The organism is Nonomuraea sp. NPDC002799, assembly GCF_053592075.1.
Map to the genome: position 1 here is coordinate 18,037 of NZ_JBSFVA010000050.1, position 21,259 is coordinate 39,295.

Consider the following 21,259-nt stretch of genomic DNA (forward strand, 5'->3'; position numbering starts at 1 on the left):
GGATCGCCTCGTTGGGCCGCCTGCTCGCACCATCGTGACCGTGAAGGCTGCGACGTTCGGCGAGGTGTTCGCCGTCAAGGAGTTCAGGGTGTTGTCCGGCAGCTTCGTGCTGCTGGTCGGCGGGGACACGATCAAGATGCTGGCCCTGTCCGTGCTGGTGTACACGCGGACCGGCTCACCCGGCCTGTCGGCCGCCGCGTACATGGCCGGCTGGTTGCCGTTCATCGTGGGCGGGCTGTTCCTGCTCTCGCTGGCCGACCGGCTGGCGCCCCGGGCGCTCATGGTGGCCGGTGAGGTGGTCCGGGCGGTGACGTGCCTGCTGCTGGCGTACGCGGGGTTGCCGGTGTGGGCGATGCTGGCGCTCGTCCTGGTCACGGGGCTGTTCTCACCGGTGTTCTTCGCGGCGCGGGCGGCGATGTTGCCGGACGTGCTGCCCGGGGACCTGTTCGTGCTCGGGCGGTCGCTGCTCAACGTCGCCTCGGCGAGCGCGCAGATCGTCGGGCTGGCGGCCGGGGGCGCGTTCCTGGCCTTCGCGGGGCCGTCCGGGGCGCTGGCCGTGACGGCGGCGTTGTCCGTGGTGGCCGCCGTGGTGTTGCGGGCCGGGTTGCCGCACCGGCCCGCGCGGGGCACGGCCGGGGGCGGGGCGGTGCGCGAGACGTTGCGGGTGAACCGGCGGCTGCTGGCCGACGGGCAGGTCCGCGGGCTGCTGCTGGCGGCGTGGCTGCCGTGCGTGTGCGTGGCGGGGGCCGAGGCGATGGTCGTGCCCTACCTGGGCGGGCAGGGGCAGGCGGGGATGGTGCTCGCGGCGGCGGCCGCGGGGATGGCGGCGGGGGAGTTCGCGGTGGGCCGGTTCGCGGCGCCGGCGTTGCGTGAGCGGTTGTCGTTGCCGCTGGCGGTGCTGCTCGGGGTGCCCTGGCTGGGCTTCGCGCTCGCGCCGGGGATCGGGTGGGCCGCGGTGCTGGCGGCGGTGGCGACCGCGGGGCTGGCCTACCAGCTCGGGTTGCAGCGGCGGTTCGTGGACTCGGTGCCCGAGGAGGTGCGGGGGCAGGCGTTCGGGCTGCAGTCGTCCGGGCTGATGACCGGGCAGGCGGCCGGGGCGGCGCTGGTCGGCGGGCTGGGGGAGGTGATCGCGCCGGGGCACGCCATCGCGGTGGCCGGCGGCGCCGGCGTGCTGGTGGCGCTGGCGCTGGCCAAAGCGCTGCGCCCGGCGCCCGCCGGACTCACGCCGGATCCACGGCGGTGAGCTCGGGAAGGCCGCGTGCGCTTGGGAGGGGCCGGGTGAGCTAGGGGAGACCGGATGAGTTTGGGAGGGTCCGCGTCAGCTTGGGACGGGCCGGTCAATGCAGCCCGTACGGTGAGATCTCGCCGGAGCCGCGGGAGATGAGCCGGACCGGGAGCTGGATGTGCTCCGGCGGCCCCGAGTCGCCGCGCAGCCGGCGGAACAGCAGCTCGGCCGCCACCCGCCCCATCCAGGACGGGTCCTGCGCCACCACGGTCACGCCCGGGTCGAGCAGGTCGGCCAGCTCGAAGTCGTCGAACCCGACCAGCGCCACCCGCCGCCCGCGCAGCGCCCGCAGGACGGTCACCGTGTAGCGGCCGTTGCCGGTGAACAGCGCCGTCGGCGGCTGGTCCAGGGCGAACATGCGGGACAGGTCCGCGCGCACCGTCTCCGCCGCCGGCGCGCGCATCGACACCAGCCGCCGGTCGAACAGCCCGCCCAGCGCCTCGCGGTAACCCTGGAGCCGCTCGGCGGCCGTGAAGATCGCCGGGTCATCGCCGAGGAAGGCGATCCGATGGTGGCCGTGACCCAGCAGGTGGCGGACCGCCTGCTCGGCCCCGTTCACGTTGTCGGTCAGCACGGTGTCCAGGTCGATCCCCGCTCCCGGCGGCCGGTCGGCGAACACGACGGGCGTGCCCGCCGCCAGCTCCGGCCGCAGGTACGTGTGATCGCCGCCGGCGGGCACCATGATCAGCCCGTCCACCCGGCGCGCGCAGAACGTCTCGACCAGCTCCCGCTCCCGGCCCGGCTCCTCCCCGGACGACGCGCTCAGCAGCAGGCAGCCGTGCTCGATGGCCACCTCCTCCACGGCCCGGCCCAGCCCGGCGTAGAAGGGGTCGGCGACGTCCTCGATGACCAGCCCGATGGTGGACGTCGTGCCCCGGCGGAGCACCCGCGCGCTCTCGTTGCGGCTGTAGCCCAGCCGGAGGATGGCCGCGCGCACCCGCTCGGCCGTGGCCGGCTGCACGCCGGGCTCCCCGTTCACCACCCGCGAGACGGTCTTGAGCGCCACGCCCGCTGCGGAGGCGACGTCCTTCATGGTCGGTCTCACGTCTGGATCATTTCTCACTCGGCACGGGCAGACAACGTTGTCAGGACGCTGTGCGAGAGTGTTCCCCTATGTCGTTCAGATCCGCCTTACTCGTGGCCGGGTTCGTCCTGGCGGCGCTCAACCTGCGCCCAGCCATCGCGGGCGTCTCCCCGCTGCTCGACGAGATCATGGACGACGTCGGACTCTCGCCCGCCGGCGGCGGCGCGATCACCACCGTCATGGTGGTCTGCCTGGGGGTGTTCGGGCCGGTCACGCCGCTGCTCGCGCGCCGCGTCGGGCTCGACCGCACGCTGCTCGCGGGCCTGCTCGTCATCGCGGCGGGCGTGACGCTGCGCGCTCTCGACGGCGCGCCCGCGCTCTACCTCGGCTCCGCCCTCGCCGCCACCGCGATCGCCGTCATGAACGTCTCCATGCCCGGCGTCGTCAAGCAGCACTTCCCCTCCCGGGTCAACCTCCTGACCGGCGTGTACGTCTCCTCGGTGGTGGCCGGCGCGACCATCGCCTCCGGCGCGGTCATCCCGCTGGAACGGGCCACGGGGTTCGGCTGGCGCGGCGTCTCGGTGCTGCTGGCCGTGCCCGCGCTGGCGGCGGCGCTGCTCTGGCTGCCGCAGGCGATCCGCCGGCCGGCCGGGGCGCAGAACGGGCCCAGGCCGTTCGGCACGGTGTTGCGCAGCAGGGTGACCTGGTACGTGACGGCGCTGATGGGTCTGCAGTCGCTGACGTTCTACGTCATGCTGGCCTGGCTCCCGACGATCTTCGTCGAGTCCGGCCTCCCCGCCGACCAGGCCGGATACCTGCTCAGCCTGACCAACCTGGTCCAGGTCGTCACCTCGCTCGCGGTCCCCATGCTGGCCGGCCGGCGGGAGTCGCAGGTGTCCTACGTGGTCGGGGCGGGCGTGCTGACCGTGCTGGGATACCTCGGCCTGTTGCTGGCCCCCATGGCCGCCCCCTGGTTGTGGATGATCGTGCTGGGGATCGGGCAGGGCGCCTCGTTCGCGCTGGCGCTGCTGATCATCGCGCTGCGGCCGGCCGACCCGGCCACCGTGACGGCGCTGTCAGCCGTGGCCCAGTCCGTCGGTTACGTGATCGCGGCGGTGGGGCCGCTGCTGTTCGGGCTCCTGCGGCAGCTCTCCGGCGGCTGGTCGGCGCCGCTGCTGGCCGGGCTGGGCGTGCTCGTGCTGCAGATCGCGGCCGGTTGGCTGGCCGGTCGCCCTGCTACTTTGGGCAAGGGCGACTCTTAGGGGGTTTCAGCGTGCTGACCGAGACGCTCCAGCGCCTTGCCGACGGGCGCGGCGGGGTGATCGGGGTGGAGCCCGGCCTCGTCATCGAGCCCGACGAGAGCTGGACTCCGGTCGCCGAGCTGCTGCGGGAGCCGTACACCCTGCTGGACGAGCTGATCGCCGAGACGGCCGGGCGCTGGAACGCGCCACACCACGTCGGCGCGGCGCTGTTCTGGAAGACCTACGGCTACTGGCACACCATGCCGATGGCGCTCGGGTGGGCGCTGGACGGCCGGGTGCCGATCATGCGGCTCGCGGACACCTGGTTCAAGGTGTCCGGGGCCGGCGTGACGATCGCGGCCACGCGGGTGAGCTGGAGCTCCGGGGCCGGCGCGATCGGCGACGCGCTGGCCGAGTCGCAACGACCGCTGGTCGAGGCGATCAGCGCTCTGGCCAAGGTGGGCGAGCGCACGCTGTGGGGATCCACGGCGGAGGCGTTCGCCCATCCTCTGACGTCCATCGTGCCCGGCGACTACATGGAGTTGCTGCGGCAGCTCGGCCCGCCGGTGGACGGGCTGGTCGAGCCCGCCGGCGACGCCTTCTTCCGCAGGACCTGCTGTCTGTGGATCACCCTGCCCGACGTGGAGCCCTGCGGAAGTTGTTGTGTCCTCAGGCCACCACGGCGTCGTCCAGCGGCCTGAGCTCGTCGGCGTAGCTGACCGAGACGCGGCGCATGACGCCGGTGCCGTCGATCGAATACTGCCCGAGCCGCCACAACGGCGGCGAGTAGGCGTGGATCGAGACGCTGTTGTCGACCGCGCCGTTGAGCCGGTGGATGTGGTCGGGGCCGAACGAGAACGACTGACCCTCCGTCACCAGCGTCTCCAGGTGCTCGCCGCCGATGCGCGGGTTGCACTCCGCCAGGGTGCCCTGCACCACGTGGACGGCGCCGGAGGAGATGTCGTGGTCGTGCCAGCCCGTGTCGTCCTCGGGGCGCCAGCACAACAACCAGACGTCCACGTAGGCGTCGCGGTAGAGCGAGGCGTAGTGCCGCCCGCCGTCCGCCGGGAACTCCACCTGCTCGCGCCACTCCTCCGGGTTGGCGGCCAGGTCGTTCACCAGGTCGCGCAGCTCACGCTTGTCGAGTGTGCGTTCCGGGAGTCGGGCACAGGTGCCCCCGTCCTGGATCTGGTTCGTGCTCACGTACGAGTCTCCTTCCGGCTGAGTAGACGACGGGGGTTGACGGTCCTGATGGCGTGGCCGGCGGCCGCGCCCAGTCCAGGATCGGGTGCGGTGGCGTAGGGGGCGTCGGAGCCGTTGACCACGACGTCGATGCCCAGCTCGCGGACGATCGCATCGATCGCGCGCGGGCCGTAGGAGGAGGTCTCCACGAAGAAGCCGGGATCGACCTGGCCGCGGCCGCGGCCGCCCCTGGCGATCAGGCGTTCCGAGTGCAGCGGCGCCAGGCCCGCCAGGAGCGCGAAGCACACGCGCAGCCTCGGGTGCCGGGGGCGGACGACGGCGTGGAAGTAGTGCCAGGCGGCGTGCATCTGCTGCACGTACGGCACCAGCGCGGGCCACCACGGCGGCGTGCCGGCGGCCGGGGCGGCCGGACCCGGATGCACGAACAGCGGCAGGTCCCGGTCGGTCAGCACCTCCAGCAGCCGGTCGTCGGGCACGGCGGTCGCGGGGATCTGCAGTCCCGCGCACCCTCTGTCCAGGTCCTTGGCCAGCCGTTCCGGGTCGGGCTCGCTGTGGCAGGTGGCCGCCCAGACGCCGAAGGGCGCGCCGAGCGCGAGGGAGCCGCCGTGGTAGGCGTCGAGCAGCGGCCAGCACTCCTCGGGCGGCAGGAACTCGATGCCCAGCGGCGACGACAGCGACACGAGCGCCAGCTCCAGTCCGGCGGTGTCGCGATCCGCGTGGTCGGCGGGATCGACCTCGTAGGGCGGCTCGCCGTCGAGGATCAGCGTCCAGCCGTCGAGGTACGGCGGCGAGGTGCGGGCGCGCAGCGCGTCGATGAACGAGCCGGTCCACAGATGCTGATGGACGTCGACGGACACGATCACACCTCCCCTCATTTCCTACTAACATTACAGGTAAACCGGCCACGCAGGGAAGTCAACCGTGTGAACCGTTTCAGTGATACGTTTCAGTGAACCGCTTCACCACCACATTGTCAACGGTTTGCCCGCCACGGGCGGATCGCCGCCGACCGGTGCCACCGCTCGGCACGCGGCACGGCACAATGGAGGCTGATGAGCGGGTCCCCCCTTGAGCAGGCAATCCCGACGAGCTCATGGCGGGAGCACCGCTTCTGTCGGTGCGACCCAATAGGGTGGCTGAATGCCTCGCAAGAGAGCCACGATCCGTGAGGTGGCCCAGGCCACGGGCCTGTCACCGGCGGCTGTCTCCTACGCGCTACGCGGCATGCAGGTCTCGGAGGAGACCATGGAGCGCGTGCGCGCCGCGGCGGCCGAGCTCGGCTATGAGGCCGATCCGATCGCCAGAGCGCTGGCCAGCGGGCGCACCGGCATGATCGGCCTGCTCTGCGGCTCCCTGGAGGACCTGTGGCAGCAGTCGCTGGCGGTCGGGATCAGCAGGGGTCTGCGGGAGAAAGACCGCTACGCCCTGATCCTCGATGCCGTGGGCGATCCGGACCGGGAGCGCGCCCTGGCGCAGCAGCTCCGCGACCAGCGCGTGGACGGCATGATCGTCCAGCCGCTCGATCCCGCGGCCCCGTTCTGGCCCGAGTTGTGCGAGTCCCTGCCGGTGGTCGCGATCGGCGACTCCTTGGCGGGCACGGCCGGTGAGGTCATCTTCGACAACCGGCTCGGGGTGACGCTGGCCCTGGAGCATCTGCGCGATCTGGGGCACCGGCGTCTGGCCGTGCTCACCTCCACCCGGCCCAGCACGCCCGACCGGCCGGCCGACGTGCACGTCACGGCCGAGGCCGACCGGCTGGGCCTGGACATCGAGGTGGCCACCGCGACCCATGGCCTGGCCGGGGCCACCTCCGCGGCCCGCGGCATCCTGACCGACCGCAAGCCGAGCGCCGTGTTCTGCTTCGCCGACTCGATCGCCTACGGGGTCTACGCGGCGGCGCAGGAGCTGGGGCTGTCGATTCCGGGGGACGTGTCGGTGATGGGCTACGACGGCTATCCGATGTCGGGGCTGCTCACGCCGGGGCTGACGACGGTCGATTGGGACATCGACGGCATCGTCCGGTCGGCGGTGCGGCTCATCGCGGCGGCGGCCGACGGCGGCGCCCGGAGACGGCGCGTCGTCCAGGCCCCGACCCTCCGGGAGCGGGGGTCGGTGGCCCGGGTCCGATGACGGCCTCAAGGGGTGTGGGTCGGTGGCTTGGGGGTCGACGTGGTGAGGGCGTGGCGGGCGTCGGCCAGGGCGGTCGTCAGCGGGCGGTCCGGCTCGGGGGTGTGGAAGGCCCGGAGAGCGGCGGTGCGCTCGCAGGCGAGCACGATCTCCAGCGGCTCCAGGCAGCGCAGCGTGTGGCGGGCGGCCTGGGTGGCGAAGCCCGCGTGATCCTCGGTGCCGCGTGAGAGCACCGCGGTGCCCGTGGTCACCGGCGTCGCGAGGTGGCGCAGCTCGGCGAGGGCGTCCTGGGCGACGTACTCCAGGATCAGCGCGCCCGAGGCGCCCGGCCGGTCGGCGAGGAACGGGTGGCGGCCGGTGTAGGCCGGGTCCATCAGGGTGGCCAGCCTGGCCGTGCTGAGCTGCGCGGTCTGCACCAGCGCGGCCCGCAGGGAGTCCAGCGCCAGCGCCACGGGGGCGGTGTGGAAGTTGCCGTTGTGCCAGGCCAGGGAGCCGGCGAAGAGCGGGTTCTCGGTGGCGGCGTTCAGGTCGGTCTCGATGGTGGTGACGGTCCGGTCGAGGACGTCGAGGGCGGCGCCGTGCACCTGGGCGAAGGCGCGGTAGCCGTACGGATCCTGGATGCGGCCGGCCGGCGCCTGGGTGAGCAGGGTGCGCAGGCGGGTGGCGACGACGGCCTGGCCGGGATGCGGGCGGGCCTCGTGGACGGCGGCGGCCAGCGGCTCGGCCGAGGCGTCCACGGCGGTGAACGACAGCGCGGCGACGTCGATCGCGGCGTCCAGCAGCAGGCGCAGACGGTGGCAGGCGATGGCGGCGTCGGCCAGGGTGGCGGCGCCCGAGCTGATGAACGGCAACGCCTCACCCGACGCCAGGGCATAGCGGGGCGGCTCGGGAGCGGTGTCCGAGCGTGGGGGCTCGTGGTCCCAGGGGAGCTCGCCGAGCAGGCACAGAGCCGTGGTGGCCAGGGCCGTGAGGTCGCCGGTGCCGATGGCGCCGTACGTGCGGATCGGTGGGGTGAAGCCGTTGTTGATCGCGTCGGCGAGCACCGGGAGCAGGCCGGGGTCGACACCGGACCCGCCCGCCAGGAGCTGGTTGAGCCGGACGACGAGCATCGCCCTGGCACGGGCCGGCTCCACCGGCGGGCCGGCCCCGCAGACGTGGCTGCGCAGCAGGTCGTGACCGGCCCCCTCGACCGGGACGTCCCGGTTGGCGCCGACACCGGTGCTCCGGCCGTACACCGGGCCGGTCAGGCCCTGGGCGGTGGCCCACGCGGCCCGGGCCCGATCAACGGAGTCGATCGTGACCCGGGCCCCTTCGTACGCGGCCGCGTGGACCTGCGCGCAGGTCAGGCCGGCACCGTCGAGCAGCATGGACGATCAGTCGTTGTCGGGAATGAACAGGCCCAGCAGCCAGCTCACCACGCTGATGATGATCGCGCCCCAGAACGCGGCCGGATAGAAGTTGTCGACGTGGAACGGTATGTCGAACTGACCGGCGATCCAGCTCGTCAGCAGCAGCATGGCCGCGTTGATCACGAGCAGGAACAGGCCCAGGGTGAGCACGATGATCGCGCAGCCCAGGGCCTTCACGATGGGCTTGACGATCGCGTTGATGACGCCGAAGATCAGGGCGACGACCAGCAGGACGCCCCAGTATCTGGCCGAGTTGGTGGGGGCACTGACGCCGATGCCGTCGACGAGCTGAATGGCGACCCAGAGGGCCACTGCCGCCGCAATGGTTCTGATGATGAATCTCACGCTGGTGGATCCTCCCACTTCACGACGGCACTGCGATAGAGGCGCAGCCAGGCCGATGTCCGTCGGTCACTGTGCGTAGTCATCGGTTATCGGCGGCTCAACGAGGGGAGTAGGGGTCCAGGGAGGGACCGAGATGAACACGAACGAGCTCGAATCGTTGCCCGCCGCCGAGTTGCACGATCGGGCGGTGCGTTACGCCGTACGTCATGGGGACCTGGGGTTTCTCTGGGACCTGTTGAAGGTGATCCCGGCCGCCGAGGCCGCCAGCGGTCACGCGAACGAGACCGGTGCCGACCTCACCAGGGTTTCCGCGCTGCTCAGCGATGCCCTCGCCGCGGGTGAGGGCGAGCTGGGCGAGGCGTTGCGCCCCGTCTACGTCGAGTATCTGCGCCAGCATCCCGACGCCTGACCTGGGCAGGCGCCGGACTCCCGGCGCCTGCCCAGGCCAGGCGGCCTGACTCTGGCCTGACCGGCCGGCCTGGCCGCCTGCCCGATCGCGGCCTGACCCCGGCCGAATCGGCCGGCTTGGCCGCCTGCCCGGGTCGCTCGGCCCTTACCTAACCGGCCAGCTTGGCCTCCGCGCCGCTGTAGGCGGCGAGGCCGGGCGTGCTCACCTCCTGGCCGTCGCGCCCGATGATCATCGTCTGGTACGGGCCGGACGCGCCGAGATCGGCGGCGAACCGCCGGGCCGGCAGCGGTCCCATGGCGTAGATGGCGGTCGCGTAGCCGTCGGCCAGGCCGAGGTCGGGCCCGATCACGGTGACCGAGCCGAGCTCCTGCTGGATCTCGCCCGTGTGCGGGTTGACGATGGGCGCGCCGCCCGAGGTGGCGACGCCCAGCTCGTTGGCGAAGACGACCTTGCGGATGACGTCCGTGCGCGGGTCGCGGATGCCGATGCGCCAGCGTCTGCCGGGGGCGGCGGAGCCGCGCACCTTGATGTCGTGGCCGGCGGTGAGGCGGTGGTCGCCCGCGCCCGCGTTGGACAGCGCCCGGGAGAGCCGCTCCAGCGCCCAGCCCTTGATGTAGCCGGAGGGATCGGTCACGCCGTTGATGCGGGGCTCGAACCAGCCGCCGGTGGCCTCGCTGAGCTCTGCGCAGCGGTGGAGGACCTCGATGAGCTCGGGGATCTGCCTGATGGTCCGGCCGCGGTTGAGCCGCCCGATCTGGCTGTCCTCCTTGACCGGGCTGAAGGTGTCATCAACCCACCTCAACCAGGCGAACGCGTCATCCAGCAGGGGTGTCAGCTCGCGAGCGGGGAGCGCCGTGCGGATGTCCACGCTGACCGGCATGCCCATGACCATCTCGGCACGGGCGGTTCCGGGGAAAGTCGTCACCTTGCCTCCTTGTCCGCGACCCACCGTTGCAGACGGGGCGTAATGCGGGCCTAAACCTTCTGCCCTGATCTGAAATGAATCTGTGATCTTGGGATGGCAAGGCGTGACAGGGCGCCGCCGACGTACCGCTTGAACGGCCGCGGGCCGGCCACGACCACATCGCGCTCGGCGATGTCGGGAATCTCACGGCTCAACCCCGAGGCGCTGATGCGCTCCTTGACCCGTGGGTCGTGCTCCTCGCCCACGATGAGGATGAGGCCGTATCGGGCCTCCAGGTCGCGCAGCTCGTCGGTGACGCGGCTGGTCCGGTAGACGGTCACGGTGTCGGCCGCGCCGGCCAGGTGCACCCGCAGGGCGCCGAGGTCCATGCCGGTGGCGATGAGCACGGTCGGCCGGGTGGCCGGCGGCACCTGGTGGCTCCAGACCGCCATCACCGCCGCCATCGCGTACAGGAGCAGCGAGCCCACCCGGCTCAGCCCCGTGACGTAGGCCGTGGAACTGAACTGATGGGCCACCAGCAGCGCGCCCGCGAGGTAGCTGCCGAGGCGCAGCCGCTGCCTGGCCTCCTCGGTGCGCAGATAGTCGGCCGCCTTGACGCTCACCACGCCGAGCGCCACGAGCAGCGCCGCGGCGGCATAGGCGGTGGGCCGCCACGGATAGCCGAACCCTGGTTGAATCGCGCCGAACTCGGCCACCGCCACACCGCACCAGAAGAGCAGTGGCCCCTGATTGGCATTCGCCTCGCTAGCCATGACTCCACGATCCTGAATGAACATGAGAGGTTTCTGAGTAGGGTCTGAAACATGGCTAACGTGCGTGTCGAACGGACTGAAGACGGTGGTTTCCGGGCCACGAACGGCCGCGGGGCCGAGGTGCGGATCGGGAGCGGGGACGAGGACGGCGCGTTCAGCCCGGTCGAGTTGCTGCTCGCGGCGGTGGGCGGTTGCAACATCGTGACCGTTGAGCCGCTGACCGCCCAGCGCGGGCACCGCCTCGTCCGGCTGGCGATGACGGTGGGCAGCGAGAAGGTCGAGCCGAACCGGCTCGGGCCCGTGACGATCACCTATGACGTGGAGCTGCCGTCCGATGCGGCGGACGAGGTGTTCCGGGCGGTGGCGGGGCGGGTGCACGAGAAGTACTGCACGGTGAGCAGGTCTCTGGAGGAGGGTACGGAGGTGCGGTTGGAGCTTCCGTAGATGGGATTAAACAGATATTCGACCCCGTTATGACGCGACCGTTGCATTCGTCTCGGTAGCGTTGTAGCAGGTCAAGAGACCAGAAGACCTTCACCGATGCGGACGCGGAGGGGGACCGCGGTTCGCTAGTGCGGGACCGCCGACACTTTTGGGGGAAAGCGTCGGCCTGGACCGCCGCCGATCGGGCCGGGCAGCTTTGGGGGAACTGCCCGGCCCGATCCATGCGTATCCTCCCTTTTTGTGAAAAAGGTTCTGATTGACTGTGATCCCGGCATCGATGACGCGCTGGCGCTGGCTCTCGCGGCGGGATCCGCAATCGACGTGGTGGGGATCACCACGGTGGGCGGAAACGTCGATCTGCCGCTGACCACGGCCAATGCGCTGGCGCTCAGGGAGTTCCTCGCCTTGGGGGACGTTCCGGTGACGCCGGGCAGCGCCGGAGCCCTGCTGCGGCAGACGGTACGCGCCGCCCACGTGCACGGCGCCTCCGGGCTCGGCGACGTGGTGCTGCCCGCGCCGGAGCGGGGGCCGTCGGACGGGCACGCGGTCGACTTCATCATCGAGACGCTGCGGGCCGCGCCCGGCGAGATCACGCTGGTGGCCATCGGGCCCCTGACGAACGTCGCCCTCGCCGTACGCAGGGAGCCCCGGATCGTGGAGTGGGCCCGCGACCTGGTCATCATGGGCGGCTCGTACACGCGGGGCAACCACAACCCGGCGGCCGAGTTCAACATGCTGGCCGACCCCGAGGCGGCGGCCATCGTCTTCGACGCCGGATGGACGGTCACGATGCTGGGGCTCGACGTGACCCTGTCGGCCCTGGTGACCTCGGCCGTGCTCGACCGCATGCGGCCACTGGGCCGGCTGGCGGGGTTGCTGGTGCCGGCCGCGCAGTCGTACGGGGTGGTGACGGCCGCCGGCGGGCCCGCGATCCATGACGCGTGCGCGGTGGCGTACGTGCTGGATCCGTCGTTGTTCACCTGCGTTCCCGCCGTGGTGAACGTGGAGACGGCCGGGGCGTTCACGCGGGGGATGACGGTGACGGACTTCACCGTGGGGGAGCGGCGGGCGAACGCCTGGGTGGCCACTTCGCTGGACGTCAAGGGCTTCTGGGACCTCGTGGTGGGGGCCTACGAGCGGTTGGCCGGCCGGCTCGGGTGATGTGCGGGCACCGCGTGTCGGCTGATACAGTTACACGTGTTGCGCCGCTAGCTCAGTTGGTTAGAGCAGCTGACTCTTAATCAGCGGGTCCGGGGTTCGAGTCCCTGGCGGCGCACAGCAATCCCGAACAGCGCATTCCTTGATCACAAGGGATGCGCTGTTCGTGTTCCGGCCGCCGTTTCGCCCCGGTTGATCCCCGATATTGGCTCCATCGCCGCCGCAACGGCGAAAACTCATCCCCTCTCGCCTGCAGGGCGAGGCTGAGGAAACACCGGTCCACCCATACCGGCTCCCACCAGCAGCACAACGGCCGCGAGGGGGCGGAGCTCATACGCGGCCCTACAACGGGCCCTGTGTTGGCCCACCAAGAGGCTCCCCGGCAGGGCCGACACTCAGTACCGAGGAACGGCGCCACCTCTCGCAACACCTCCAGGCGGCTGCGGAACGCGCCGATCGCCAGTCAGAGGCTGGCCTCCTCCTCGCCCGACAGACCTACTACCTCCTCGGATTCAGCTCCTCCCCCGAGACCGCCGCATGGCTGGCTGAGCGATATCGCAAAGACCGACGACCGGTACACCGAACCGGTGGGCTTTCGTGTTGTCAGCGCCGTGGTGGGTCAGGAATCCTAAAGGCGGCGGATCATGGCCTGCTTGGCCGTGGCGAACTCCTCGTCGGTCAGCACGCCGGAGCGGTGCAGCTCGCCCAGCTCGGCCAGGCGGCGCAGCACCGCGTCGTGCACGTCGTCGGAGACCGGCGGGAGAGCGGGCGGCTCGGGCACGTCGCGCGGCAGGCGGGCCAGCACGGCCGCGGCGACCAGGGCCGTGGCGCCGCCGAAGCGCTGGATGCCCCAGGACACGCAGCGCGGATCCTTCTGCGGCGGCTGGGCCGGGCCCTCGCCCTTGATCCGGAAGCGCAGCGTCCCGTAGCTCATGCCCGACTGCGGCTTCCACTCCACGCCGGTCAGATCGGACAGCGGATATTCCTGGGGCCCGGCCTTCTCCTTCTCGCTGCCGGCGAAGCCGTTCCACTCCAGGCGCACGCGCTCTCCGTCGAAGACCGCCGTGCCGTCGCCGGCCGTGCCCGAGATCGGCACGGAGGGGCCGGGCATCAGGTAGCCCTCGCACGGGCCGCTGGGCGTCTGGTAGACGAGCAGGGTGTCGCGGATCTCGTCGGCGAAGTATTCGGCCGCGCCCACCCGGGTCTTGGGGATCGCCAGCCGGTAAGGGTCGGCGGGCGGGCCGAGCGAGCCGGCGACCGCGTCGGACAGGGGGTCGGCTCCCTTGCGCGGGCGCAGGCGCAGGTGACCGCCCTTGCGCGCGGGCTCGAACGACACGCCCGCGATCGCCTCCAGCGGCACGACCACCTCGCCCAGGGTCTTGCGCAGATCGTGCACGTCCTTGTCGCTGCCGGGCACGATGCGCAGGATCTCGCCGTTGAACCTCCACGAGCCGTCCGGGACGGCGATCTCGGCCATCTTCTCAGCCTAGGACACGCTCGGGGCACGGCCACAGCCTGCGCGGCGGTGGGGACGCGCACGAGGCGGACGCCGTGGGCACGGCCTGCGCGGCGGTGAGGGATGCGCACGAGCCGGACGCCGTGGGCACGGCCTGCGGAGCGGTGGGGGATGCGACTCCACGACGGAACAGTCAGCCGCCGATCCTGGCCACGCGGTTGCGGACGCCGTCGAAGTGGGCGTGCACGGCGGCCACGGCGGCGGCCCGGTCGCGCGCGATGACCGCCGTGTAGATGTCGCGATGCCGCCTGGCCACGTCGGCCGCCGGTTCGTCAGGCGCTCCGAGGGCGTCGCGCAACTGGTAGTACACGTCCCAGAACGCGCCGAGGAGCTGGCTGACCAGCGGGTTGCCGAGCGGCCGGTAGAGAAGTTCGTGGAAGAGGCGGTCGGTCTCGGGGGAGACCAGGCCGGCCTCCGCCTCGGCCTCCATCCTGGCCATCACGTCGGTGATCGGCGTCAGGTCGGTCTCGGCGCCCAGCTCGATCAGCCGCTCGACCAGGCCGCTCTCCAGGATCTCGCGGATCTCGACCAGGTGCGCCAGGTGGTGCGCGCCGTTCTGCAGCGTGATGCGGCTGTGGAAGGCCAGCTCGTCCACCAGCCCGGCCAGGGACATCCGGCCCACGAACATGCCGAACCCGTGCCGGATGTCCACGATGCCGACCGCCTGCAGGGCCTTCAGCGCTTCCCGGATGGAGTTACGGCTGACGCGCAGCTCCTCCATGAGCTCGGACTCGGTGGGCAGGGGATCCCCGGCCACCAGCCCGCGTCGGACGATCAGGTCCTTGACGCCCTCCTGGGCCTCGACGGCGCGGCTCGGGCGCGCCGGACGCGGGACAGTGGTCATGGAAAATCCTTTCATCGTTGGTAACATTCCGGAAATCTTCTGTTGACCTCAGGCGGGGAGAGCACTTAGCGTCCACCCTACGCACAACATAGGACATGGGATGTCCCACGTTCTATCTTTCGGGAGCAGAAGCGGCCCGGAAGGTGCGGACTTGTGCATCTATCTTTCGCCAGGAGGCACCCGTGAGCTCTGAGTTCAGCCGCCGCGACTTCCTGCGTTACAGCGGAGCGACGGGTGCGGCGGCGTTGATCGCGACCACCCTCTCCGCCTGTTCCGGCGGCCCGGCCTCGACCGGGTCGGTCGGTGCCGGATCCGACAAGGACCTGATCACGGCCGTCATCGGCTATGGCAACGACCAGAGCTGGGACCCCACGCAGACGGCGTCGGCCTTCGCGATGGCCGGCATCAACCACGTCTACGAAGGGCTGCTCGACACCGATCCGATCACGCGTGAGCCGTACCCGGCGCTGGCCACCGCGCTGCCGTCCGACCTGAACGCGACCTCGTGGACGTTCACCCTGCGGGAGGGCGCCACGTGGCACGACGGCCGCCCGGTCACCGTCGATGACGTCCTGTTCACCTTCGAGCGGATCCTGGGCCCCGACAACGTCCTGACCGGCAACTTCTTCAAGTCCTGGCTCAAGGAGGTGAAGAAGAAGGACGACCGGAGCGTGGAGCTGGTCTTCAAGTTCCCCTTCCCGGACGCCGCGCCCAGGCTGACCATCGCCAAGATCATGCCCAAGCACGTGTTCAGCCAGGCGGGCGCGTGGGACCAGGCCAAGAGCGGCAAGGCCGTCGGCTCGGGCCCCTACAAGCAGGCCGCGCACAACCCCAAGTCCAACACCTCGTTCGAGGCGTTCGACGGCTACAACGGCCCGCGCCCGGCCGCGGTCAAGAAGATGAACTGGCTGACGATCGTGGACGCCGCGGCGCGGGTGGCCAAGATCTCCGGCGGCTCGGCCGAGGCGCAGATCGCCGACAACATCCCGTACGCCAACGTCGAGCAGCTCAAGCAGCAGGGCCTGACGGTCGAGGGCGGCAAGGGCATGAACCACCTGTTCCTGATGTTCAACACGGCCGCCAAGCCCTTCGACGACGTACGGGTGCGCCAGGCCCTGCACTACGCGATCGACAAGCAGAAGATGATCGACGTGGCGCTCAAGGGCCACGGCACGGCCTCCAGCTCCTTCCTCAACGAGGGCCACCCCGACCACAAACGGGCCTCGGTCGTCTACGACTACGATCCCGGCAAGGCCAAGGCGCTGCTGAAGGAGGCGGGCGTCACTGACCTGACGATCAACCTCATGGCGGTCAACGTGAGCTGGATCGCCGACTGCTTACCGACCATCGCCTCCTCCTGGGAGGCCGTCGGCGTCAAGACCACGCTGGAGCCGCAGGACACGGCGGCGCTGTTCACCAAGATGGACCAGTTCCAGGACTACCAGGCGGTGGCGGCGGCCTCGAACCCCAACCAGTTCGGCATGGACGCCGACCTGATCCTGCACTACAACTACGTGCCCGGCGGCCTGTGGATGAAGTACAGCCACTGGGACGGCAGCGCGGACGCGAAGAAGTTGTTCGCGATGATGGACGAGGCGGGTCAGGAGACGGACGCGGCCAAGAAGACAGAGCAAATCCACAAATATCTGGACTTGGTGGCTGAGCAGGCCATTCTCTATCCCGTCGTCCACAACGAGCTGATGACCGCCTGGGACCCGAAGAAGGTCTCCGGCGTCCGCGCCCAGCCGTACCCGGGCATCAACCTGCTGCAGGCCAAGAGGACATGACCCTCGTCGCCAGGATGCTGCTGCGGCGGCTCCTCATCCTGATCCCGCTGCTGCTCGGCGTGGTGGCGTTCGTGTTCATCGTGATGCGCTTCTCCGGCAGCAAACCGGAGTACGCCTACTTCCAGGGCGCGAACCCCACCCCCGAGCAGATCCACCGGTTCCAGGAGGAGAACGGCCTGCTGGACCCGCTCCCGCTGCGTTACGTGCGCTTCGTCGCGGACCTGGCCCAGGGCGACCTGGGCACCAGCGTGCTCACCAAGAAGCCGGTGATCGAGTCCGTGACCACCGCGCTGCCGCTGACGTTGCAGCTCACGTTCCTCGGGCTGGCCGTGGCCGTGATTCTGTCGCTGGTGTTCGGCGTGACGGGCGCGCTCTTCCGCGACCGCTGGCCCGACCAGGTGATCCGCATGGTGTCGCTGATCGGGGTGGCCGCGCCGGCGTTCTGGCTGGCGCTGCTGCTGATCCAGTGGCTGGCCGTCGGCGAGGGGTTGTTCCCGACGGGCGGCTATATCAACCCGGCCGACTCCGTCACCGGCTGGCTGCGGTCGATGATCCTGCCCGCCCTGTCGTTGTCCCTGCCGATCGCCGCCCAGCTCACCCGCATCATCCGCACCTCGATGGTGGAGGAGCTGGACAAGGACTACGTCCGCACCGCGATCGGCAGCGGCCTGCCGCCGATCGTGGTCGTCGGCCGGAACGTGCTCCGCAACGCGCTGATCAACCCGCTGACCGTGCTCGGCCTGCGCATCGGCTACCTGATCGGCGGCACCGTCGTGATCGAGACGATCTACGGCCTGCCCGGCATGGGCCAGCTCATGATCAACGCGGTGCGCGACGGCGACCCGGCCGTCGTCCAGGGCGTGGTGCTGACGATCGCGATCGGCTTCATGGTCGTCAACCTCGTCGTGGACGTCCTCTACCTGCTGGTCAACCCCCGCCTCAGGAGCGCCGCATGAGACGTGGACTGACGGAGCGCCTGACCCGCCCGGGCGTCGTCCTGCGCCGGCTGAAGCCGCTGTCGTGGCTCTCGGTCGGCGTCATCGTGGTGGTCGTGCTGGCCGCGCTGCTCGCGCCGTGGCTCGCGCCGCACTCGCCGTACTTCCAGGAGGCCGCCGGCGGCGGCCCGTCCGCCGCGCACTGGATGGGCCTCGACAGCGCCAACCGCGACATCCTGTCCAGGCTCCTGTACGGCGCCCGCTGGTCGCTGATCATCGGCCTCGGCGCGACCGGGCTGGCCCTGGTGACCGGGGCGATCATCGGCGCGGTCGCGGCCACCTCCCGCAGGGCCGTGGACGAGACCGTCATGCGCGTGCTCGACGTGATCATGGCCTTCCCCGGCATCGCGCTGGCCGCCGTGCTCGTGGCCGTGTTCGGCGGCAGCATCCCGGTGCTGGTCATGGCCATGGCCTTCCTCTACATGCCGTCCGTGGCCCGGGTCGTGCGGGCCAACGTCATCGCCCAGTACGGCGAGGACTACGTCGCCGCCGAGCGCGTGATCGGCGCCCGCACGCCGTACATCCTCATCAGGCACGTCGCGATCAACTGCGCGGCGCCGGTGCTGGTGTTCTGCACGGTGATGGTGGCCGACGCGATCGTGTTCGAGGCGTCGTTGTCCTTCATCGGCGCCGGCGTACGCCCCCCGAACCCCTCCTGGGGCAGCGTCATCGCCGACGGCAAGAACCTGGTGCTGCTCGGCGGCTGGTGGGCCACGGTCTTCCCCGGCCTGCTGATCCTGATCACCGTCCTCGCCCTGAACATCCTGTCCGAAGGCATCTCCGACGCCTGGGCCGCCCCGGCCGCCCGCAAGCCGGCGCCGAAGAAGGACGACGCCTTCGAGCAGGCCCGGCCGGGCTCCGGCGTGGTCGTCCAGCTCCCCGGCCTGGCCGAGGCCGCCCGCAGGCTGGCCGAGCGCGCCCGCCCGCTGCCGCAGGGGCCGCCGGTGCTGGTGGTGGAGCGGCTGCGGATCGGGTTCGCCGAGGGCGTGGACATCGTCGACGGCATCGGCTTCGAGGTGCGCCCTGGCGAGGTGCTCGGCCTGGTGGGCGAGTCCGGCTGCGGCAAGTCGCTGACCGCGCTGACCATCATGGGCCTGCAGCCCGCCGGCGCCCGCGTCAGCGGTCACGTGCGCTTCGACCAGCGGGAGCTGCTCGCGGAGTCGCGCCGCGCCCGCCGCCGGCTGCTCGGCCACGAGATGGCGATGATCTACCAGGACGCCCTCTCCTCGCTGAACCCGGCCATGACCATCAAGGCCCAGCTCAAGCAGCTCACCCGGCGCGGCGGCCGGCGTACCCCCACCGAGCTGCTCGAACTCGTCGGCCTCGACGCCCGCCGCACGCTGCCGTCCTATCCGCACGAGCTGTCCGGCGGGCAGCGGCAGCGGGTGCTGATCGCGATGGCGCTCTCCCGCGACCCCAAGCTGATCGTCGCCGACGAGCCCACCACCGCGCTCGACGTGACCGTCCAGGCGCAGGTCATCGAGCTGCTGCTGCGGCTGCGCGCCGAGCTGGGGTTCGCGCTGATCCTGGTCTCGCACGACCTCGCGCTGGTCGCCGACGTCACCGACCGCGTGGTCGTCATGTACGGCGGCCAGATCGTCGAGACCGGCGTCACCTCAGCCGTCGTCGGCGCGCCCGCCCACCACTACGCCCGTGGCCTGCTGGGCTCGGTGTTGTCGCTGGAGACGGGGGCCGAGCGGCTCACGCAGATCCCCGGCGTGGTGCCGTCCCCGGCGGACTTCCCGGCCGGCTGCCGCTTCGCCGACCGGTGCCCGATGGCCACGGAGGTGTGCCGTACCGAGACTCCGGTGCTGGAAGGGGACGCCGTCCACGCGGCGGCCTGCCACCATCCGGCTCTCCTGGGAAGTGAGCAGCGTGCTTGAGCTGAAAGACGTGCACGTCACGCACAAGGCCCGCTCCGGCGGCCTGTTCTCGCGCGACCGCGTGTACGCGCTGACCGGCGCCGACCTCGCCGTCGGCCCCGGCGAGACCGTCGGGATCGTCGGCGAGTCGGGATGCGGCAAGACCACGCTGGCCAAGGTGCTCGTCGGCCTGCAGCGGCCGACGGCCGGCGCCGTGACCTTCCGTGGCCGTGACCTGTGGGCGCTGAAGGAGCCCGAGCGGCGCGCGCTCGTCGGGTCGAGCGTCGGGATGGTCTTCCAGGACCCGTCCACAGCGCTCAACCGCCGCCTGCCCATCCGGCAGGTGCTGCGCGACCCGCTCAACGTGCACCGCCGGGGCACCCCCGCCGAGCGCGACGCCCGCGTCATGGAGCTGCTCGACCTGGTGGGCCTGCCGGCCGCCGTCGCCGACGCGCTGCCGGGCCAGCTCTCCGGCGGGCAGCGGCAGCGGGTGGCGGTGGCCAGGGCGCTCGCGCTCGAACCCGGGCTGGTCGTCGCCGACGAGCCCACCAGCGCGCTGGACGTGTCCGTGCGCGCCCAGATCCTCAACCTGCTGCTCGATCTGAAGGAGCGGCTGGGGCTCGCGCTGGTGTTCGTCTCGCACGACATCCAGACGGTACGCCGGATGAGCGACCGCGTGGTCACCATGTACCTGGGCCGGATCGTCGAGCAGACACCGGCGCAGGCCGTGCCGCTGAGCGCGCGGCATCCGTACACGCGGGCGCTGTTCTCCGCCACCCCCGGGCTGATCTCGCCGATCAACCCGATCCCGCTCGTGGGCGCCGTGCCCTCGGCCACCAGGCCGCCGAGCGGATGCCCGTTCCGCACGCGGTGCTGGCGGGCAGATGACCTGTGTGCTGAGACCTGGCCCGCCGCGCGGGCCGACGACGACCACCTCTTCCACTGCCATCATCCGGTGGCGGCGGGAACGACCGACCTTGAGCTGATCCAGGAGCGCCCATGAGCCTGACAGGTGTCATCCCCCCGGTGTGCACCCCCTTGACCAGGGACGGCGAGGTGGACGCCGCGTCGCTGGTCCGGCTGGTGGACCACCTGCTGGCGGGCGGGGTGGACGCGCTGTTCGTGCTCGGGTCGTCGTCGGAGGTGGCCTACCTGACGGACGCGCAGCGGCGGGTGGTGCTGGACACCGTGACCGGGCACGTGGGCGGGCAGGTGCCGGTGCTGGCCGGGGTGATCGACATGACGACCCCCCGGGTGCTCGAACACGTGCGGGTCGCGGTCGAGGCCGGGGTTTCCGGGCTGGTGGCGACGGCGCCGTTCTACACGCGCACGCATCCGGACGAGATCCGCACCCACTTCCGGGCCGTCGCCGCCCGGGGCGGCCTGCCGCTCTACGCCTATGACCTGCCGGTCTCCGTGCACACCAAGCTGAGCGCCGAGTTGCTGCTCGGGCTGGCCGCCGAAGGCGTCCTGGCCGGGGTGAAGGACTCCAGCGGCGACGACGGCGGCCTGCGCGCGGTCATCCTGCGGCGAGAGGCGCCGTTCAGCGTGCTCACCGGATCCGAGGTGACCGTGGACTCGGCGTTGTGGATGGGCGCCGACGGCGTGGTGCCGGGGCTGGGCAACGTGGACCCGCAGGGGTACGCCGAGCTGTACCGCTGCGCCTCGCGCGGCGACTGGGAGGCGGCGCGGGCGGAGCAGGAGCGCCTGGCCAGGCTGTTCGAGATCGTCAAGGTCGGAGGCGCGCGGATGGGCGGCAGCTCCTCGGGCCTCGGGGCGTTCAAGGCCGCCCTGCACCTGCGGGGCGTCATCGACTGCCCGGCGACCGCGCTGCCGCAGACCCCGCTGAACGACGAGGAGGTCGGCCGGATCGGCAAGCTGCTGGCGACGGCGGGCCTGCTCTGAGCGCCCGCCCGACGGCCAGTTCGTCCCC

Annotated in this window: 21 protein-coding genes and 1 tRNA gene; 13 read left to right on the top strand and 9 right to left on the bottom strand. The window is 71.3% G+C overall.

The window, feature by feature from the left end:
* The first annotated feature begins 40 nt into the window (after positions 1-40).
* Positions 41-1,243, top strand: coding sequence for an MFS transporter (locus ACWD0F_RS46560; protein ID WP_449888746.1), 1,203 nt, complete (start codon positions 41-43; stop codon positions 1,241-1,243).
* Positions 1,244-1,337: 94 nt separating this feature from the next.
* Here ACWD0F_RS46560 and ACWD0F_RS46565 read toward each other — a convergent pair whose 3' ends face one another.
* Positions 1,338-2,330: a LacI family DNA-binding transcriptional regulator gene (locus ACWD0F_RS46565; protein WP_449888748.1), complete on the bottom strand. Its 993-nt coding sequence runs from the start codon at positions 2,328-2,330 to the stop codon at positions 1,338-1,340.
* Between the two features lie 68 nt (positions 2,331-2,398).
* Between ACWD0F_RS46565 and ACWD0F_RS46570 the strand changes: the two genes are divergently transcribed.
* Together ACWD0F_RS46570 and ACWD0F_RS46575 are read left to right on the top strand one after the other, a co-directional pair.
* Positions 2,399-3,571, top strand: a complete 1,173-nt coding sequence (locus ACWD0F_RS46570; protein WP_449888750.1) for a CynX/NimT family MFS transporter — start codon at positions 2,399-2,401, stop codon at positions 3,569-3,571.
* Between the two features lie 11 nt (positions 3,572-3,582).
* Positions 3,583-4,251 (top strand): hypothetical protein, encoded by a 669-nt coding sequence (locus ACWD0F_RS46575; RefSeq protein ID WP_449888752.1) that lies wholly within the window; start codon positions 3,583-3,585, stop codon positions 4,249-4,251.
* On the opposite strand, the gene ACWD0F_RS46580 is transcribed toward ACWD0F_RS46575, so the two are convergent.
* Both ACWD0F_RS46580 and ACWD0F_RS46585 read right to left on the bottom strand, forming a co-directional pair.
* The gene (locus ACWD0F_RS46580; RefSeq protein ID WP_449888754.1) at positions 4,220-4,753 is read right to left on the bottom strand and encodes a cysteine dioxygenase; all 534 of its coding nucleotides are present in this window, start codon (positions 4,751-4,753) and stop codon (positions 4,220-4,222) included. The genes ACWD0F_RS46575 and ACWD0F_RS46580 overlap by 32 nt on opposite strands.
* Positions 4,750-5,610, bottom strand: a complete 861-nt coding sequence (locus ACWD0F_RS46585; protein ID WP_449888756.1) for an amidohydrolase — start codon at positions 5,608-5,610, stop codon at positions 4,750-4,752. Before ACWD0F_RS46585 ends, ACWD0F_RS46580 begins: the two co-directional genes overlap by 4 nt.
* 283 nt (positions 5,611-5,893) lie before the next feature.
* On the opposite strand from ACWD0F_RS46585, the gene ACWD0F_RS46590 reads away from it, so the two are divergent.
* On the top strand, positions 5,894-6,883 hold the full coding sequence (locus ACWD0F_RS46590; RefSeq protein WP_449888758.1) for a LacI family DNA-binding transcriptional regulator: 990 nt from the start codon (positions 5,894-5,896) through the stop codon (positions 6,881-6,883).
* A gap of 5 nt (positions 6,884-6,888) precedes the next feature.
* Here ACWD0F_RS46590 and ACWD0F_RS46595 read toward each other — a convergent pair whose 3' ends face one another.
* Together ACWD0F_RS46595 and ACWD0F_RS46600 are read right to left on the bottom strand one after the other, a co-directional pair.
* Positions 6,889-8,247, bottom strand: a complete 1,359-nt coding sequence (locus tag ACWD0F_RS46595; RefSeq protein WP_449888760.1) for an aromatic amino acid ammonia-lyase — start codon at positions 8,245-8,247, stop codon at positions 6,889-6,891.
* Between the two features lie 6 nt (positions 8,248-8,253).
* Positions 8,254-8,634 carry a phage holin family protein gene (locus ACWD0F_RS46600; RefSeq protein WP_449888762.1) on the bottom strand — a complete coding sequence of 127 codons (381 nt, stop codon included), beginning with the start codon at positions 8,632-8,634 and terminating at the stop codon, positions 8,254-8,256.
* Positions 8,635-8,767: 133 nt separating this feature from the next.
* On the opposite strand from ACWD0F_RS46600, the gene ACWD0F_RS46605 reads away from it, so the two are divergent.
* Positions 8,768-9,043 carry a hypothetical protein gene (locus ACWD0F_RS46605; RefSeq protein WP_449888764.1) on the top strand — a complete coding sequence of 92 codons (276 nt, stop codon included), beginning with the start codon at positions 8,768-8,770 and terminating at the stop codon, positions 9,041-9,043.
* Between the two features lie 148 nt (positions 9,044-9,191).
* Here ACWD0F_RS46605 and ACWD0F_RS46610 read toward each other — a convergent pair whose 3' ends face one another.
* Both ACWD0F_RS46610 and ACWD0F_RS46615 read right to left on the bottom strand, forming a co-directional pair.
* Positions 9,192-9,968: an FAD:protein FMN transferase gene (locus ACWD0F_RS46610; protein ID WP_449888766.1), complete on the bottom strand. Its 777-nt coding sequence runs from the start codon at positions 9,966-9,968 to the stop codon at positions 9,192-9,194.
* A gap of 50 nt (positions 9,969-10,018) precedes the next feature.
* The gene (locus tag ACWD0F_RS46615; protein ID WP_449888768.1) at positions 10,019-10,720 is read right to left on the bottom strand and encodes a hypothetical protein; all 702 of its coding nucleotides are present in this window, start codon (positions 10,718-10,720) and stop codon (positions 10,019-10,021) included.
* A 51-nt stretch (positions 10,721-10,771) separates the two neighbouring features.
* On the opposite strand from ACWD0F_RS46615, the gene ACWD0F_RS46620 reads away from it, so the two are divergent.
* The 3 genes from ACWD0F_RS46620 to ACWD0F_RS46630 all read left to right on the top strand — a co-directional run bounded on the left by ACWD0F_RS46620 (position 10,772) and on the right by ACWD0F_RS46630 (position 12,440).
* Positions 10,772-11,164, top strand: a complete 393-nt coding sequence (locus tag ACWD0F_RS46620; protein ID WP_449888769.1) for an OsmC family protein — start codon at positions 10,772-10,774, stop codon at positions 11,162-11,164.
* A 240-nt stretch (positions 11,165-11,404) separates the two neighbouring features.
* Positions 11,405-12,325 (top strand): nucleoside hydrolase, encoded by a 921-nt coding sequence (locus ACWD0F_RS46625; protein ID WP_449888771.1) that lies wholly within the window; start codon positions 11,405-11,407, stop codon positions 12,323-12,325.
* Between the two features lie 41 nt (positions 12,326-12,366).
* A tRNA-Lys gene (locus ACWD0F_RS46630) sits at positions 12,367-12,440 on the top strand.
* A gap of 510 nt (positions 12,441-12,950) precedes the next feature.
* Here the strand turns inward: ACWD0F_RS46630 and ACWD0F_RS46635 are convergent.
* Both ACWD0F_RS46635 and ACWD0F_RS46640 read right to left on the bottom strand, forming a co-directional pair.
* Positions 12,951-13,799 carry a DUF4429 domain-containing protein gene (locus ACWD0F_RS46635; protein WP_449888773.1) on the bottom strand — a complete coding sequence of 283 codons (849 nt, stop codon included), beginning with the start codon at positions 13,797-13,799 and terminating at the stop codon, positions 12,951-12,953.
* Positions 13,800-13,971: 172 nt separating this feature from the next.
* Entirely contained in the window at positions 13,972-14,682 is a 711-nt protein-coding gene (locus tag ACWD0F_RS46640; RefSeq protein ID WP_449888775.1) for a FadR/GntR family transcriptional regulator, read from the bottom strand.
* 182 nt (positions 14,683-14,864) lie between these two features.
* Between ACWD0F_RS46640 and ACWD0F_RS46645 the strand changes: the two genes are divergently transcribed.
* The 5 genes from ACWD0F_RS46645 to ACWD0F_RS46665 are packed head-to-tail and all read left to right on the top strand — an operon-like array spanning position 14,865 to position 21,231.
* Positions 14,865-16,469, top strand: a complete 1,605-nt coding sequence (locus tag ACWD0F_RS46645; RefSeq protein ID WP_449888777.1) for an ABC transporter substrate-binding protein — start codon at positions 14,865-14,867, stop codon at positions 16,467-16,469.
* Positions 16,466-17,425 (top strand): ABC transporter permease, encoded by a 960-nt coding sequence (locus ACWD0F_RS46650; protein WP_449888779.1) that lies wholly within the window; start codon positions 16,466-16,468, stop codon positions 17,423-17,425. Before ACWD0F_RS46645 ends, ACWD0F_RS46650 begins: the two co-directional genes overlap by 4 nt.
* Positions 17,422-19,347 carry a dipeptide/oligopeptide/nickel ABC transporter permease/ATP-binding protein gene (locus tag ACWD0F_RS46655; RefSeq protein ID WP_449888781.1) on the top strand — a complete coding sequence of 642 codons (1,926 nt, stop codon included), beginning with the start codon at positions 17,422-17,424 and terminating at the stop codon, positions 19,345-19,347. Before ACWD0F_RS46650 ends, ACWD0F_RS46655 begins: the two co-directional genes overlap by 4 nt.
* Positions 19,340-20,329: an ABC transporter ATP-binding protein gene (locus tag ACWD0F_RS46660; protein ID WP_449888783.1), complete on the top strand. Its 990-nt coding sequence runs from the start codon at positions 19,340-19,342 to the stop codon at positions 20,327-20,329. The genes ACWD0F_RS46655 and ACWD0F_RS46660 overlap by 8 nt, the downstream gene beginning before the upstream one ends.
* Complete coding sequence (locus tag ACWD0F_RS46665) at positions 20,326-21,231, top strand: dihydrodipicolinate synthase family protein (RefSeq protein ID WP_449888785.1); 906 nt, start codon at positions 20,326-20,328, stop codon at positions 21,229-21,231. Before ACWD0F_RS46660 ends, ACWD0F_RS46665 begins: the two co-directional genes overlap by 4 nt.
* Positions 21,232-21,259 lie beyond the last annotated feature (28 nt).

Excerpts from the sequence above, each read along its gene's own strand:
- ACWD0F_RS46570 (WP_449888750.1), top strand. The coding sequence starts at position 2,399 with ATGTCGTTCAGATCCGCCTTACTCGTGGCCGGGTTCGTCCTGGCGGCG.
- ACWD0F_RS46590 (WP_449888758.1), top strand. The coding sequence starts at position 5,894 with ATGCCTCGCAAGAGAGCCACGATCCGTGAGGTGGCCCAGGCCACGGGC.
- ACWD0F_RS46595 (WP_449888760.1), bottom strand. The coding sequence starts at position 8,247 with ATGCTGCTCGACGGTGCCGGCCTGACCTGCGCGCAGGTCCACGCGGCC.
- ACWD0F_RS46605 (WP_449888764.1), top strand. The coding sequence starts at position 8,768 with ATGAACACGAACGAGCTCGAATCGTTGCCCGCCGCCGAGTTGCACGAT.
- ACWD0F_RS46615 (WP_449888768.1), bottom strand. The coding sequence starts at position 10,720 with ATGGCTAGCGAGGCGAATGCCAATCAGGGGCCACTGCTCTTCTGGTGC.
- ACWD0F_RS46620 (WP_449888769.1), top strand. The coding sequence starts at position 10,772 with ATGGCTAACGTGCGTGTCGAACGGACTGAAGACGGTGGTTTCCGGGCC.
- ACWD0F_RS46635 (WP_449888773.1), bottom strand. The coding sequence starts at position 13,799 with ATGGCCGAGATCGCCGTCCCGGACGGCTCGTGGAGGTTCAACGGCGAG.
- ACWD0F_RS46640 (WP_449888775.1), bottom strand. The coding sequence starts at position 14,682 with ATGACCACTGTCCCGCGTCCGGCGCGCCCGAGCCGCGCCGTCGAGGCC.
- ACWD0F_RS46650 (WP_449888779.1), top strand. The coding sequence starts at position 16,466 with ATGACCCTCGTCGCCAGGATGCTGCTGCGGCGGCTCCTCATCCTGATC.
- ACWD0F_RS46655 (WP_449888781.1), top strand. The coding sequence starts at position 17,422 with ATGAGACGTGGACTGACGGAGCGCCTGACCCGCCCGGGCGTCGTCCTG.
- ACWD0F_RS46665 (WP_449888785.1), top strand. The coding sequence starts at position 20,326 with ATGAGCCTGACAGGTGTCATCCCCCCGGTGTGCACCCCCTTGACCAGG.